Annotated in this window: 10 protein-coding genes and 1 tRNA gene; 5 read left to right on the forward strand and 6 right to left on the reverse strand. The window is 66.1% G+C overall.

Annotation, left to right across the window (positions count from 1 at the left end):
- Nucleotides 1-347 precede the first annotated feature (347 nt).
- A complete protein-coding gene (locus RQH86_RS16810) occupies nt 348-4,742 on the forward strand; it encodes a DEAD/DEAH box helicase (protein WP_311238623.1) in 4,395 nt (1,464 codons plus the stop codon).
- Here the strand turns inward: RQH86_RS16810 and RQH86_RS16815 are convergent.
- Entirely contained in the window at nt 4,682-5,302 is a 621-nt protein-coding gene (locus RQH86_RS16815) for a DNA-3-methyladenine glycosylase (protein ID WP_311238622.1), read from the reverse strand. The two genes, RQH86_RS16810 and RQH86_RS16815, sit on opposite strands and share 61 nt — an antisense overlap.
- Before the next feature lie 299 nt (nt 5,303-5,601).
- Here RQH86_RS16815 and RQH86_RS16820 point away from each other — a divergent pair, with 299 nt between their 5' ends.
- Both RQH86_RS16820 and RQH86_RS16825 read left to right on the forward strand, forming a co-directional pair.
- On the forward strand, nt 5,602-7,260 hold the full coding sequence (locus RQH86_RS16820; protein ID WP_311238621.1) for a methyl-accepting chemotaxis protein: 1,659 nt from the start codon (nt 5,602-5,604) through the stop codon (nt 7,258-7,260).
- A gap of 11 nt (nt 7,261-7,271) precedes the next feature.
- Nucleotides 7,272-7,781 carry a chemotaxis protein CheW gene (locus RQH86_RS16825; protein WP_115513196.1) on the forward strand — a complete coding sequence of 170 codons (510 nt, stop codon included), beginning with the start codon at nt 7,272-7,274 and terminating at the stop codon, nt 7,779-7,781.
- A gap of 338 nt (nt 7,782-8,119) precedes the next feature.
- Here RQH86_RS16825 and RQH86_RS16830 read toward each other — a convergent pair whose 3' ends face one another.
- The 5 genes from RQH86_RS16830 to rnd all read right to left on the reverse strand — a co-directional run bounded on the left by RQH86_RS16830 (nt 8,120) and on the right by rnd (nt 11,927).
- Entirely contained in the window at nt 8,120-9,205 is a 1,086-nt protein-coding gene (locus RQH86_RS16830; protein WP_311238620.1) for a diguanylate cyclase, read from the reverse strand.
- A gap of 188 nt (nt 9,206-9,393) precedes the next feature.
- Nucleotides 9,394-9,570, reverse strand: coding sequence for a hypothetical protein (locus RQH86_RS16835; RefSeq protein ID WP_311238619.1), 177 nt, complete (start codon nt 9,568-9,570; stop codon nt 9,394-9,396).
- Nucleotides 9,571-9,724: 154 nt separating this feature from the next.
- A tRNA-Ala gene (locus RQH86_RS16840) sits at nt 9,725-9,800 on the reverse strand.
- Nucleotides 9,801-9,885: 85 nt separating this feature from the next.
- Nucleotides 9,886-10,287: an H-NS family nucleoid-associated regulatory protein gene (locus RQH86_RS16845; protein WP_055851906.1), complete on the reverse strand. Its 402-nt coding sequence runs from the start codon at nt 10,285-10,287 to the stop codon at nt 9,886-9,888.
- A 545-nt stretch (nt 10,288-10,832) separates the two neighbouring features.
- Nucleotides 10,833-11,927 (reverse strand): ribonuclease D, encoded by a 1,095-nt coding sequence (rnd, locus tag RQH86_RS16850; RefSeq protein WP_311238618.1) that lies wholly within the window; start codon nt 11,925-11,927, stop codon nt 10,833-10,835.
- 148 nt (nt 11,928-12,075) lie between these two features.
- Here rnd and RQH86_RS16855 point away from each other — a divergent pair, with 148 nt between their 5' ends.
- Both RQH86_RS16855 and RQH86_RS16860 read left to right on the forward strand, forming a co-directional pair.
- Nucleotides 12,076-13,893, forward strand: coding sequence for a formylglycine-generating enzyme family protein (locus RQH86_RS16855; protein ID WP_311238651.1), 1,818 nt, complete (start codon nt 12,076-12,078; stop codon nt 13,891-13,893).
- Between the two features lie 437 nt (nt 13,894-14,330).
- The gene (locus tag RQH86_RS16860) at nt 14,331-15,581 is read left to right on the forward strand and encodes a virulence factor (protein ID WP_311238617.1); all 1,251 of its coding nucleotides are present in this window, start codon (nt 14,331-14,333) and stop codon (nt 15,579-15,581) included.
- The last annotated feature ends 50 nt before the right edge of the window (nt 15,582-15,631 follow it).

Consider the following 15,631-nt stretch of genomic DNA (forward strand, 5'->3'; position numbering starts at 1 on the left):
AGCCCGAGCACCGGCCGCGCCCGTCGGATGCTAGCGCTTTAGCCTTGCTTGCTCGTACCAAGAGCGGCCAGCACAACGTAGCGAGCAACCGCGAAGCGGACGTGGACGTTACACGGGCACCAGAGTGCAAGCGTGGTAAACAGGATTTCGGGCACCGAGCGTGCCCGCCTGGCGGCTGCACCGGTTTGATGGTCGCGGAGTAGTCTTGTCTAGTCGCTCTAAATCGTTCACTGCCAACGCCGCATCCGGCTTGTGTGGGCTGCTGCCGACCCCCATCCATTGCACTCTCGTCGAGTTGAATCCGATTGCCGGGCGGCCGGTTGGCGTCGTGGTGTCGGGCATCGCCCATGCATCCTGTTCTGCAGCACTTCCATCCTGTGGTCGCCGCGTGGTTCGCGCGGACCTTTGCTGCGCCCACGCCGGCGCAGATCGCCGCGTGGCCGGCGATCCAGGCAGGGCGGCATACGCTGGTGGCGGCGCCGACCGGGTCGGGCAAGACGCTGACCGCGTTCTTTGCGGCGATCGATGCGCTGATCCGCGACGGCCTGGACAACGGCGGTGCGCTGCCTGACCAAACGCGGGTGGTGTATGTGTCGCCCCTGAAGGCGCTCTCCAACGACATCCATCTCAATCTGGACGCGCCGTTGCAAGGCATCCGCGCGGCCCTGGCCGCCGAAGGCCTGCCGGACGTGGCGGTGCGCACGGCGGTCCGTACTGGCGACACGCCACAACGCGAGCGGGCTCAGACGCGGCGCGTGCCGCCGCATATCCTGGTGACCACGCCGGAGTCGTTGTACGTGCTGCTGGGCTCGGCATCCGGGCGCAGTGCGTTGCGGCATGTGCGCACGGTGATCGTCGATGAAATCCATGCGGTGGCGGCGGACAAACGTGGCAGCCATCTGAGCCTGACCTTGGAGCGGCTGCAGCGACTGGCCGAGCGGCCGATCACGCGGGTGGGGTTGTCGGCAACACAGAAGCCGATCGACACCGTCGCGCAGTTTCTGGTCGGCGTTGGCGAAGACGGCGTGCCACCGCCCTGCGAGATCGTCGATATCGGCTACACGCGTGAGCGCGATCTGGCGTTGGCGCTGCCGCCCACACCGTTGAGCGTGGTGATGTCCAACGACCAATGGCTGCAGGTCTATGCCGACGTGGCCACGCTTGCGCAGCAGCATCGCACCACACTGGTGTTCGTCAACACGCGGCGGATGGCCGAGCGTGCGGCGCGGCATCTGGGCGATTTGTTGGGCAAGCAACGCGTTGCCGCGCATCACGGCAGTCTGTCGCGCGAGACGCGTCTACTGGCCGAACAACGGCTCAAGGCGGGCGAACTCACCGTGCTGGTGGCCACCGCATCGCTGGAGCTGGGCCTGGATATCGGCGATGTGGATCTAGTGTGCCAGCTCGGCTCGCCGCGCTCGATCGCCACCTTCCTGCAACGCGCCGGCCGCTCCGGTCACAAGGTCGGCGGCACGCCGAAGGCGCGGCTGTTTCCGCAGACCCGCGACGAACTGGTTGAATGCGCGGCGTTGCTGGACAGCATCCGGCGTGGCGAACTGGATGCGCTGCGTATCCCCTTGGCGCCGGTGGATGTGCTTGCGCAGCAGATCGTGGCCGAAGCGGCCTGCGAGGACTGGGACGAAGATGCGCTGTTTGCGCTGATGCGGCGCGCGTGGCCGTTCGCTCAGCTGAGCCGCGCCACCTTCGATAGCGTGGTGCGCATGCTGTGCGAGGGCTTCAGCACCCGGCTTGGCCCGCGTGCCGGGTATCTGCATCGAGATGCGGTGCATCGGCGGCTGCATGCGCGCCGCGGTGCGCGCATGACCGCGCTGACTTCCGGCGGCACCATTCCCGAAACCGGCGATTACAGCGTGGTGCTGGAGCCGCAGGCCGAAAAGATCGGCACGGTGAACGAAGATTTTGCGGTCGAAAGCCTCACCGGCGACGTGTTCCAGCTCGGCAATGCCAGCTACCGCATCCTGCGCGTGGATGCCGGGCGCGTGCGCGTGGAAGATGCCAAAGGCGCACCGCCGAATATCCCGTTCTGGTTGGGCGAAGCGCCTGGCCGCAGCGACGAGCTGTCAGCAGCGGTGTCGCGCCTGCGCGGCGAGATTGCGGCCCGACTCGACAGCGCACCGCATCAGGCAGCACGTGATTGGCTATGCAGCACGCTGGGCTGCTCTGCAGAAGCGGCGCAGCAACTGGTGGACTATCTGGCGCATGCCTGCGCAACGCTGGGCGCCATGCCCACGCAGCAGTGTGTGGTGATGGAACGGTTTTTCGATGGCAGCGGCGGCACGCAATTGGTGATCCACTCGCCTTACGGCAGCCGCATCAATCGCGCATGGGGGCTGGCATTGCGCAAGCGCTTCTGCCGCACCTTCAATTTTGAATTGCAGGCCGCAGCGACAGAAGATGCGATCGTGTTGTCGCTGTCTACCAGTCACAGTTTTGCGCTGGAAGAGGTTGGCCGTTATCTGCATTCGTCGTCGGCCGAGCATGTGCTGATCCAGGCGCTGCTGGATGCGCCGCTGTTCGGCGTGCGTTGGCGCTGGAATGCGACCAACGCAATGGCGCTGCCGCGTTTCACCGGTGGCAACAAGGTGGCGCCGCAGTTGCAGCGGATGAAATCCGAAGATCTATTGGCGACCGTGTTCCCGGATCAGGTGGCCTGTGCGGAGAATCTGGTTGGCGAGCGCGAGGTGCCGGATCATCCGCTGGTGACGCAAACGCTGGACGATTGCCTGCATCAGGCGATGGACAGCGAAGGCTGGTTGCAGGTGTTGCGCGGGCTGGAATCGGGTGCCATCACCCTGGTAGCGCGCGATCTGGCAGCGCCGTCACCGCTGGCGGCCGAAGCCTTGAATGCGCGGCCGTACGCATTTCTGGACGATGCGCCGCTGGAAGAACGCCGCACCCAGGCGGTGCAAAGCCGCCGTTACACGCCGCAGAACAGCGACGACCTGGGGCGCTTGGACCCACAGGCCATCGCGTCGGTGCGTGAGGAAGCCTGGCCGCAGCCCCGCGATGTCGAAGAGATGCACGAGGCCCTGGTCGGTCTGGGCGTGCTGCCGGTCGATGAAATGGCCGGTGCGCAGTGGCAGCCGTGGTTGACGGCACTCGCCGCCGATGGCCGCGCCAGTTGCCTGGTGATGGACGGCGCGCCTGCGTTGTGGATCAGCGCCGAGCGGATCGATTGGTTCATGCCGTTGTATCCGCACGCATCGGCGCAGCCGCCATTGAAAGCGCCGGCCGACTGTGGTGTGACCGACTGGGAGCGCGACTGGGCGGTGCGCGAGCTGTTGCGCGGGCGCTTGTCGGCAGTGGGCCCGGCGCAAGTGTCGGCCTTGGCCGCCGCATTGCGCTTGCCCGAAGACGAGATCGCGCTGGCATTGCTGGCATTGCAGCGCGAGGGCTATGTCATGGCCGGCCAATTCAGTGCGCATGCGCCGTCGGAAGAATGGTGCGAACGCCATCTGCTGGCACGCATCCATCGCTACACACTGGGACGCTTGCGGCGCGAGATCGAGCCGGTGTCGCAGCGCGATTACGCGCGCTTTCTGTTCGAGTGGCAGCATGTGGACAGCGAGAGCCGGGTTGCCGGACCGGACGCATTGGCGGGGGTTGTCGGGCAACTGGAAGGCTTCGAAGCGCCGGCCGTGCTGTGGGAAAGCGAAGTGCTACCGGCGCGTGTGCGCGACTATCAACCCGCCTGGCTGGATGATTTATGCACCGCCGGACGCACCGTGTGGGCGCGCTTGCGGCCGGGCGGTGGACGCAGCGGCGCCGCGTTGCGGGCGACCCCAATCGTGCTGCTGCCGCGCCGCGACGCGCAGCGCTGGAGTGGCCTGGCACGTGCGGTCGACGATGCGCCGCTGGGGTCGCGCGCGCAGCGTGTGGTGGAGGTCCTGCAGCAGCAGGGTGCGTTGTTCTTCGACGAGATTTCCGATGCCGCGCACCTGATGAGCACCGAGCTGGAAGACGCCCTCAGTGAACTGGTGATGCGTGGCCGTGCCCATTGCGACAGTTATGCCGGACTGCGCGCGCTGCTGGTGCCGGCCTCCAAGCGGCCGTCGGCGCTCTCGCGGCAGCGGCGTCGTGCCAGTGCTTTGGGCATACGCGATGCCGGGCGATGGGCACCGGTGCGTGCGCTTGCCGAGCTACCGCTGGCCGAAGCCGGCGAGCGGCATCAAGAGATGCTTGAGCACGTCGCGCGCACGCTGCTGCGCCGCTACGGCGTGGTGTGCTGGCGCTTGCTCGAGCGCGAGGCGGCGTGGTTGCCGCCCTGGCGCGAACTACTGCGCATGTATCAACGCCTGGAAGCGCGCGGCGAAATCCGTGGCGGCCGTTTCATCGCCGGCCTGTCTGGCGAGCAGTTTGCCTTGCCGGATGCGATCGCGGCCTTGCGCCGCGTCCGCGCGCAGGCTCCGCAGCAGCGCTGGGTATGCGTGAGCGCAAGCGACCCCAGCAATCTGTTGGGCAGCATCCTGCCTGGCGAGCGCGTGGCACGGGTGCCGGGCAATCGCGTCGCATCGCTCGACGGCCTGCCGATGGCGGTGTGGGCGGCCGATCGCTTCCAACCGCTGCAGGACCTCACCGCCGAACACACCGAGCAGGCCTTGCGCCTCCTGCAACGCGGGCCAGGTGCGGCCGAGCCGACGCCGATGCAGCAATGGCTGGCTCAATCGCCTGGCAGCGCCGCACGCGTGCCGGTCACGCGCGGGAGCGGGCGCGACAAATAGGCGCTGTCGGGCACCACCCAGCGCCATGGCTGATCGACGGCCTTGCGGATGCCGATGCGCGGCGTCGCGAGCGCAACCGCCGGCGGCGCGGTGCCATCATCTTCGATCCACAGACGTGCGCCAGTATCGGTCAGGTCCAGTCCGTTGTCGGCCGCAGTGACGCCGAACGCCTGCGCCAGACGGCCGGGGCCGGTGGTCAGTGCCTTGGCCGGTGCCGCGCCGCGTGCCGTCTGCATGGCCTGCACGCCAGCGAGCGGCTGCAGCGCGCGGATCAGCACGGCGTGCCCGGGGGCACCGCCGCAGACTGCATTGATCGCCCAGTGCATGCCATAGATGAAATACACATACAGATGCCCGGGTGCGCCGAACATCACCTGCGTGCGCGGGGTGATGCCACGGAACGAATGGGCGGCAGGATCGTCGCTGCCGCAATAGGCCTCGACCTCGCTGATGCGGCCGCGGCGGCCATCGGCACTGACCAGCACCTTGTTGAGCAGGCGCGGCGCAACCTTTCGCGAATCGTGTGCGTAGAACGCGCGGGGTAATGGCGTGGGCGACATGGCATCAGCCTAGCCGCCCGGTCGTGATGTCTCTGCGGACTGTCCCGGACATCCCGCAGAGCAGGGGTAGGGTTTTTCCGAACGCGCCAGGTCAGGAGCGCTGGACCTGTCACAAAACCGCATATCCAATCTCATGAATAGGCGCTGTACCGATCGAAGCATATCAAGCGTGTTTTGCCAGCGCCGATAGCTATCAACGATTGGTTAGACGAGTCCGCATCGTGCGATCGGCACGCGCAGCACCGTCGATTGCCCATGCAACGCATGCAGCCCACGCAGCACTCAAAGAGAACTCCCCAATGTTAGGCAACTTCAAAATCGGAACCAGGCTGATCGTGGCGTTTCTGATCGTCTCGGCGATCGGCGCGTGCATCGGGTGGGTCGGCTATTCCAACTCCGGACGCATCAGCGACCTGTCGACCTCGCTGTACGAGCGCGAGTTGCTCGGCCTGTCCAACGTCAAGGAAGCCAACATCAATCTGATCTACGCAGGCCGCGCACGCGCCAACCTGTTGCTGGCCAGCAGCGCGGAAGAACGCCAGTCGCATGTGCAGAACATCGACAAATACACCGCCAAGGTGGTCGATCACATGACCCGTGCGCGCGGCAGCTTTCAGACCGAAGAGGGCAAGACCAAACTGGCGCAGTTCGATCGTGCGTGGCAGACCTATCTGGATGAGCGCGGCCGCTTTATCGAAGCCGCCAATCGCGAAGCATTGCGCGAGGCCAATCCCGAACTTGCTGCATTGTCGCGTGCGGTGCGCGCCAGCTCGGATGAAGTGGATACCTTGATGACCGATCTGAGCGGACTGCGCGAGCGCAGCGCCGCCTCGGCCAACGCAGAAACCGGCGCCATCCATGCGCGCAGTTCCAAATTGCTGATCGCCATCATTTGCGGCGGTGTGTTGCTCGGCGCGGCGCTTGGGGTGGTGATCAGCCGCAGCGTCACCGGCCCGATCCGTCGCGCGGTTGCAGTCGCCAATGGCCTGTCGGAAGGCGATCTGACCATGCGCATCGATGTACACGGTCGCGACGAAACCGCGCAGTTGCTCGAAGCCATGCGCACCATGGTGCAGAAGTTGTCGCAGGTGGTGGGCGAGGTGAATACCAGTGCCGAGACCCTGGCCAGCGCGTCCGAAGAAGTCAGCGCCACTGCGCAGTCGTTGTCCCAGGCCGCCAGCGAACAGGCGGCCGGCGTGGAAGAAACCAGCGCCTCGCTGGAGCAGATGACGGCATCGATCAGTCAGAACACCGAGAACGCCCGCATCACCGACGGCATGGCCACCCAGGCCGCAAAGGAAACCATCGAAGGCGGCGAAGCGGTGGTGGCCACCACCCAGGCGATGAAGCAGATTGCGCAGAAGATCGGCATCATCGACGACATCGCCTATCAGACCAATCTGCTCGCGCTCAATGCCGCCATCGAAGCGGCGCGTGCCGGCGAGCATGGCAAGGGATTTGCAGTGGTGGCGGCCGAAGTGCGCAAGCTCGCCGAACGCAGCCAGGTGGCCGCGCAGGAAATCGGCGAGGTGGCCAGTTCCAGCGTCGAACTGGCCGACCGCGCCGGGCGCCTGCTCGACACCATCGTGCCGAGCATCAAGCGCACCTCGGATCTGGTGCAGGAAATCTCCGCCGCTTCCGAAGAGCAATCCTCGGGTGTGAGCCAGATCAACTCGGCGGTGGTGCAGCTGAGCCAGACCACCCAGCAGAACGCCAGCGCCTCCGAAGAACTGGCCGCCACCGCCGAAGAAATGAGCGCGCAGGCCGAGCAGCTGCAACAGAGCATGGCGTTCTTCCGGCTGGGCGGGCAGGGCGCTGCGAGCACGCTGCCCAAGCGTGGCAAGCAGGTCGCTGCACGCCCGGCACGTGTTGCAGGTGCGCGCGGTTGGCGTGGCACTGCAGCGCCGGCATATGCGATGTCCGAGGGCCCGGACGAAGGCCAGTTCGCTCGCTTCTGAGAGATCGATCGATGACCGCACAGACTTCCGATGTCATGCCGGGCGATGCCGATGCAGCCGCCCAATACCTCACCTTTCAGCTGGACGGCGAAACCTTCGCCACCAGTATTCTTGGGATTCGCGAAATCATCCAGTACCGCACGCCGACGCCAGTGCCGTCGATGCCGGCGTGCGTGCGCGGCGTGATCAATCTGCGCGGCGCGGTGGTGCCGGTGGTGGATCTGCAGGCACGGCTCGGGCGTGCCGACAGCGCCATCAACAAGCGTAGCTGTATCGTGATTCTGTCCACCGAGCAGGCGCAGGGCACGCAGGTGATCGGCGTGCTGGTCGACGCCGTCAACGCGGTGATCGAACTGGCCGATGACGATATCGAAGCGGCGCCGGCGTTCGGTACGCATATCCGTCGCGACCTGCTGCGTGGCATGGGCAAGGTGGGCGAGCGCTTCGTGGTGCTGCTGGAGATGGAACAGGTGCTGCAGGTGGACGAGATTGCCGGCAACACCGACGCGCTGGCAGCCTGAGGCCGCTTGGAATTTTGGCGAGCCAATGCCGGTCGATTGAGAGTGCAGACGACTGCCAGCGCGTAGAAAGACTGCGCGTCGTGAGTCGCGCTGATTCGTAAGCCAGGCGCGTTGGTTGGGCAGCGGGCGCGGCAGTAGGTTGTCTGCCGCTCGTTGCCCAAGGCAAATCACGTAGCGCAAATGCATTCGGCGTCAGAACGTCGCAGGCGCGCATCAACCAATGTTGAACACGTGTTACGCAGCGTCGTGTACCCGCAGTGCTGCGTGCATGGCACTGCAGCGTCTGTCACTCAGTGCACACAGTAAAGACAGCTCAAGCAAGTCAGCTGGAGCGAGTGTCAGCCTTGCAGATGCCAGCCGCTGAACCGCTGCACGCGGTTGCGTCCATCGCAGATCGCGCCCTGCAACGCATGTCGCGCGCGTGCCAGCAAGATGTTGCTGTCGAGCGTGTCGGCGGCGGGTACATCGACCAGCCCGATGCTGGCGGTCAACGTCCCGATGGGCCAGTGCGCGGTTTCGACTGCTTGACCGATGTCCTCCGCAGCGTGCACTGCAGCAGACGCCCCCGCTACCGGAAGCGCCACGCACAGCCGATCGCAGTCCAGCCGCGCCACGATCGCGGTCTGCGGCAGCTGCGCCTCGACCAGTCTTGCCGCCTGCACCAGCGTTGCTTCCGCTGCGGCAACGCCCGATTGCAGTTTGTGCCGCTTGAAGCCATCCAGATCGATCAGCAAAAAGCCCAGCGACTGTTCCGGCGCTGCGGCACACGTGTCTTGCAGACGCTGCAGGCCATGCTCCAGCCCGGTGCGGTTCCAGAGCCCGGTGAGCGCGTCGCGTAATCCATCGAGCTCGACCAGCTCGGCCGCACGCCGTAACTCGATGGTGTCCACGACCTGCCGCGCCAGCACCCTCAACGCATCGCGTTCGGCGCCAGACAGTCGCCGTGGCGTGCGATCGAGCACGCACAAGGTGCCTAACGCGATGCCATCGGAGGTCAGCAGGGGCGCGCCAGCGTAAAAGCGGATCTGCGGCTCGCCGGTGACCAGCGCGTTGTTGACGAAGCGCGCATCCAGATGCGTATCGGCCACTTCCATCAGCTGGTCGGGCGCAAGGATGGCGTGCGCGCAGAACGACAGCGTGCGTGGCGTCTCGCTCGGCTGCATGCCGATCTTGGCCTTGAACCACTGCCGCTGCGTGTCGACCAGCGAGACCAGCGCCATGGGCGTGCGGCACAGGGCGGCGGCATCGGCGGCAAGCGCGTCGTACTGCGGCTCGGGGGCGGTATCCAGAAGCTGGTAGGCCTGCAGTGCGGCTAGACGGTCGTCTTCATTGGCCGGCGGGCGCGCACCCAACAAGGCGCCAATGTCGCCCGGCAACAAGGTGGCGTGGATCAGGTGCAACGCGGGCGCATCGGGAAGCTGCATGCAAGGCCTTTGCAACAAGCGCCATCAAGGCGATCAAGTGTCTGCAGCGATGGTCGCTGCCGTTAGGTGCGCCGAAATGTCGGCCGCCCCAGCGGCTGACATGTCAGGATCTTGCCACATCGGCGAGCCGCAGACGCGGTGTCGAACCCACGCCGATGCTGCAGCACTCGGTCTGTCGAACGGTGCGGCTATTCGCCCTGGCCGGCAGTCCCCTTGGGGCGGCGGCCGTGCTCGTCATGCACTTTCAGATCTTCCTGGCCCGGGCGCTGCTTGGCGGTTTCGTCCTGCTTGCGCGAGTCCTGGCTGTCGGAGACGCCGCTGGCATCGTCGTCGGCACTGTCGGGTTGGCGCTGTTGGTTGCTCATGGCGAAGGGTCCGCTGTGATGGAGAGGCGGACGTTAGCGCGCGCGATGTGATATCGGCGGCATGGCCTGTCCCTCCGCGTGCTTGGCGCCGGTGGGACAGCTGAAACGAAAGAGCCCTGGACGCGAACGTTTCAGGGCTCTTCGTTTGATGCGGTGGTGGAGCGGAAGGGGATCGAACCCTCGACCTTCGCGATGCGAACGCGACGCTCTCCCAGCTGAGCTACCGCCCCACGTGACTCGATTCTAACCACATGCCGCACCGTTCGCCAAGGCAACCGGCAGCGGACCGCGGCAAACCGGTCAATCCCGCACGGATTACTCGCGAATCAACGGGAACTTGAGGTCCGGGTTCTTGGCCTTCCATTCCTTGTACGACACCGAGCCTTCCCAGGCAGCGAAGGCCTTCGGGGTACGGCCGCGGCCAGACCAGGTTTCGCCGGTGTGCGGCAGCTCGTACTTCGGCTTCACTTCGCTACGGCCGCTCTTGACCACTTCCTTGCGCGCCGAAGTGGTGCCCAGATAGGCCGCGATATCGTTGCGCTGCTTGGTATTGAAGTGACCGGCAAACTGCTCAAGCAGCGAGACGATGGTGGCATGCGCAGAGGATGCCTCGCTCGCGCGCTCGGTTTTCTCCTGTTCTTCCAGCTTCTGCAGCTCGTCCAGTAGCTTGGCTTTGGCTTGCGCGATGGAATCCAGTTTCGAAGAGGTATTGCTCACAGAGGTATGGCCTCGGAATAAAGAGTGGAGACGCCGCCCTAGGGGCGAGCGCCATTATGGCATGCGGCCCGGGGGCGACCGCTGCGTGTGCGGGGGCTTGCACACGACGTGAACAGCCTTTTCACAAGGTCTGCTTGGCCGCTTTCGCATTGTTGTTGCGGGCGCTGCCCAGCTTACACGCAGGCAAGCAAATCCGGCCATGACCATGGCAGGAGCAGGAGCAGGAGCAGGAGCAGGAGCAGGCGATGAGCGATGACCAGCGCAGCACCGGCTTACGCGAGCATGACCGCATCATTCTGCCGATGAAGCCGATGAGCCGCAGTATCGGACCACGACGCTTGGAGTGAGCGGCGTAGCACTGCGCGCAAGAGTGATGTCCGGGGCTACTACCAGCGCACGGACCCGTGGGCAGTGATGGACTGTTTCCAACACACTCTGGCGCGTTGGGCAGCGCCGGATTGACCGGGCGCATCGCTTCGAGCAGAGCGCATCTGGCAAAAAGAAAGCCCGCATCGCTGCGGGCTGTCGTCTGCGTAACGCCGGGTTCACGGCGCCGTGTTGTCGGCCAGTAATGGCATCAGCTGCGCTTCCAGTATTTCGCGTCGCCACTGGCCCAGCGCGGCAGGCCAGCTGTGCTGCTCGATCAGAGTTTCCAGATGCCGACGCGAGGCGAGCAGGCCGTCCGCTAAGCCGAGTTCGCGGCTGCGCTGCGCCACCGCATCCTGCAAACGTTTGAGCACGGCCTTGTTGCCGTCGGTGGCGGCCTGCGCCAGCGGTGCGGTGTCTTCGTCGGGTAGTGGCGTGTTGAGCGCGTCCCACACCGCGTTGGCGAGCTTGCGCGGAGCCTTGGGGAATTTGTCGAACTGGCGCAGCAAGGCGTCCAGATCCGCGGGCGGAAAGCGCGCCAGCTGGCTGGCCAGTTCGTTGTCCAGAATCCAGCTGCGCGGGCGGTCGCTCTGACGCGCCTGCAGATCGCGCCAGCGCAGCAGCCGCAGCAACCGACGTTGCGCGGCCGGCTCCAGAAATTGTGCGGTGCGCAGGCTCACATGCGGCCAGCGCTCGCCGTCATCGTGCTCGACCGTGGCAAGCAGACGCTCGGCGTCTTCGGCCAGCCAGCCCAGGCGATCCTGCTCGGTGAGGCGACGGGTCAGCTCGTCGTGAATCGCGAACAGGTAACGCACGTCGTCGGCGGCGTATTCCAGTTGCGATGCCGACAGCGGGCGACGCATCCAGTCCGAGCGCGTCTCGCCCTTGGTCAGCAAGGTGCCGGTGACTTCCTGCACCAGCTTCTGGTAGCCCATGCCGCCGCCCACACCGGCCAGCGCGGCAGCGATCTGGGTGTCGAACAGCGGACGCGGCAACACGCCGCATGCGCACTTGAAGGTGACCAGGTCTTCGCTGGCGCTATGCATCACCTTGACGATGTCGGTGGCGGTCAACCACTCCTTGAGCGCCTCGTTCATGCCCGGAATCAGCGGGTCGATCAACAGGATCTCCTCGCCGATGGCCATCTGCACCAATGCCAGTTGCGGCCAGTAGGTGCGTTCGCGAATGAATTCGGTATCCAGGCCGATGCGCGAAGGACGCGCCGCCTGCAGGCGTTCGGTCAGCTCGGAGGGGTGGGTGATCCAATGGGGCACGTGATTTCCGTCGACAGCAAGGGTTTGCGCAGAACGCGCAGAATAGCCTAACGTCGCGATCGCCTGTCGTGCGGCAGAGCACTGGAAGGAGCAGGTGGTGGGTAAGTGCGGTAACCGGATGGCAGCGTGGGCACTGGTCGCGCTCAGCATGTGCGCCTGTTCGCGTGCCCCCGCGCCGACACCGGCGCCCGCGGCTGCGCGACAGCCGGCAGCGTCTGCGCAGCCGAACAAACCGAATGTGTCCATCGGTGGCGAAGAATCCGCCGAAACGGTCGCGCAGTGGCAGCCACCGGCGGTGGAGCTGGGCGACGAGCCCTTGGCGCAGGTACGCAAGCGCGCCGACCAAGCCCTGCAGGACGACCGCCTGTATCGCGATGCGGACGATGCGATCCCGCTGTATCTGGCGATCGAACAACGTGTCGGTGGCAAGGATGCGGCCAGCCGGCGTGGCCTGGAACAGGCACGCGCACGCTTGATCGAACGTGGGCAGGCGCTGGTTGCACAGACCGATCGGCAGGACGATGCGCTAGACCAGGCGCGCGAGCTTGCCATCGTGGCCTTGGCGCTCGCACCCAAGGACCCGAAGGTGCGCGCCTTGCAAAGCGAGGTTGAAACCGCGCAACGCGTGCTCGGTTTCAACCGCGCCGGCGAAGAAGATCTGCGCGGTGGCCGTCTGGGCGAAGACGGCAATGGCGCGCTGGCGAATTTTCGCGATGCCGCGCAGCTGGATCCCGACAACCCACGCACGCGCCAGGGCCTGGCGGCAGTGGAAAGCGGCTTGCTGGAGCGCGCCGAACAGGCCGCCGCCGCTGCCGATTTCATCGGCGCGCGTTACTGGTTGCAAATGGCCGGGCAGGTGCGCGAGCGCGCGCCGACCATTGCCGATGCGCGCGCGCGCATCGAGCGCACCCGGCGTGCGCAGATCGCGGCTTTACACGATGCCGGTCTGCACGATCTGACCTCGCCGCGTGGGCTCAAGGCGGCCGGCGAAAAACTGGCGGAAGTGCTGCGCATTGCCGACCCGGGCGACCCGATGGCCGGCGACCTGCGGCGACGCCTGGAATTGGCCACCCACTACGGCAGCTTCCGCCCCGGGCAGGTGTTCACCGATGGGCTCAAGGTCGGTGGCCGTGGGCCGCAGATGATCGTGGTGCCGCATGGCGCCTTCCAGATGGGCGCAGGCGACGCCGAACCGGGGGCATCCGACAACGAGCGCCCGGCGCATTACGTGCGCTTCGCGCGCGGCTTCGCACTCTCGATCACCGAAGTGACGGTCGGCGAATTCCGCCAGTTTGTCGAAGCCACCGGCGCGCGTCCACGTGCCACCCGGCGAGGACACTCGGTGGTGTACGACGAGCGCAGCGGCAACTTCATCCGCCGCAGCGGGGTGGACTGGCAGTCCGACTACAACGGCGCGCAGGCCGCGCCCAACAGTCCGGTAATGCACGTCAGCGTCCGTGATGCCGAAGCCTATGCGTCATGGCTGTCGGAACAGACTGGCCGGCATTACCACGTGCCCAGCGAGGCGGAGTTCGAGTACGCGGTGCGCGCCGGCACCACCGGACGCTATCCGTGGGGCAAGGCCGGCTCGCCACCGCGCGATGCAGGCAATTTCACCGGCGGCAACGACGTCTCGCGCAGCGGCCGGCACTGGAATAACGGCTTCGTCGGTTACGGCGATGGATTCTGGGGGCCGGCACCGGCGGGCAGCTTCCGCGCCAATGCGTGGGGCCTGCACGACATGGGCGGCAACCTGAGCGAATGGGTGGCCGATTGCTGGCACGCCAGTTATCGGCGAGCACCGGCCGACGGCGCGGCGTGGTTCAACCCGGGCTGCCGGCAGCGCATGATCCGCGGCGGCAGCTGGGCCAATTCGCCGCAGCAGACGCGTGCGGCCTGGCGGCAGTCGCAGGACTCCGATAGCACGAGTGCGCGCATCGGTTTCCGGCTGGCACGCGGGATCTAGTCGCGCGACTGCGGCCAAGTAGGCGCCGAGCGTGCAGTCGGGTTGCCCGCGTTTGGCGCGGCAGAGTCGCTTCTCGCCCAGTGGAGATGCCTTGGCTGCCATCCAGCGGTGCCGCGGTGGCACCTTGCAGCGTGGACAACCCGCTTCGCCGGCCGAGCAACACCGTCCAGAACAGACGCAGCGGCAACCGCACACGCACGCTGGCACGAAGGACGTCGGGATGAAGCTAGGTCGATCCGACAATGCTGCCGCTGCAAGGGAACATGGCCGGAAATGACTGCGTCCTTTGCCGCCTTCAGGACCAGGAGCTAACCAGCCGCCATCTGCAGCGTTCCTGCGTCGCATGGCTTAACCGCAGCGAACACCCGCCCGCACCAGGCCGGAACCGTTGGCGCAGACCGAGGTCGAAGCGCCAGCGCTTCTGAAGGACTGCTGCGATGGGCATGGGGATCAAAGTGTTTCGTTGGGTCGTGGCAATCCTGCTGATCGGCGGCAGTGGCTATGCCGTGGCGCGGCATATGCAGGACGGCAACACCGCCGGACATTATCGTTCGGTGGAAGTGATCCGCCCGGAAGGCACGCCCAAGGCGATGGTGGTGCTGCTGCCCGACAGCGCGCATGCGCAGGACGGACAACGGCTGGCCGACATGCTGAGTAACGACGGTGCGTTGGTTGCAGTGATCGATACTGCCAGCTACCGCGAACGTGTGCGCTCGCACCACGCCGCGTGCAGCTCGCTGGCCGACGACGCCGAGCGGCTCGGCAAGAAGTTGCTGCGCGCCGAACACGTGGACGCCTTCCTGCCGCCGGTGCTGGTGGGGCAGGGCGATGGCGCGGTGCTGGCGCGTCAGGCCTTGGCGTCTGCCGCACCCGACGTGCTCGGCGGCGCGGTGGTCGCCGATGCCGGCACCAAGCAGGCGGGCCTGGCCTGCTCGCGCGATGTGCCCGATGCCAATCAGGGCTTCCTCGATGATCTGGTCGACGATGCCAGCCCGATGCAGATTGCCGCAGCCACGCGTGGCCACTTCCAGGCAGCGCAGGCGCAGGGTCTGGGCGATCTGCCGCTGGTCGAAATGCATGCACCCGGCAGCGACAAGCTGGTTGTGATGCTGTCCGGCGATGGCGGCTGGCGCGAGCTGGACAAGGGCATTGCCGCACAGTTGCAGCAGCAGGGCGTGTCGGTGGTGGGCTGGAACAGCCTGCGCTACTTCTGGGCCAGCCGCACCCCGCAGCAGGTGGGCGCCGATCTTGACCGGGTGATCGCCGCGTATCGGCAACGGTGGCATATCCATCACGTGGCGCTGGTCGGTTACTCGTTCGGCGCCGACGTGCTGCCGTTCGCCTATCCGGACCTGTCGCCGCAGCAGCGCGCCTCGGTGCAGTTCGTCAGCCTGCTCGGGCTTGGTCATCAGGCCGACTTCAAAGTGCGCGTCGGCGGCTGGCTGGGCTGGCATAACGATGCCGAGCGCGATGTCGAACCTGCGATCCAGTCGCTGGATGCGCATCGTCTGCAATGCATTTACGGCAGCGAAGAAAAAGACACCTTGTGCCCGGAGCTGCGCACGCGCGGCGTGGAGGTTGTGATGCGGCCCGGCGGGCATCACTTCGATCACGACCCGGTGGTGCTGGCCGGCGTGCTGATGCAGGGCTGGCAGCATGCGGCAACGCAGATGCCCGCCCACAGCTAGCGCATGTTCATGCCCTTGCCATGCGTGCAAAGCCTCGTGGCGGTTTGAGA

The sequence above is a fragment of the Xanthomonas sp. WCS2018Noco2-27 genome, from assembly GCF_031843525.1.
Lineage (GTDB): Bacteria > Pseudomonadota > Gammaproteobacteria > Xanthomonadales > Xanthomonadaceae > Xanthomonas.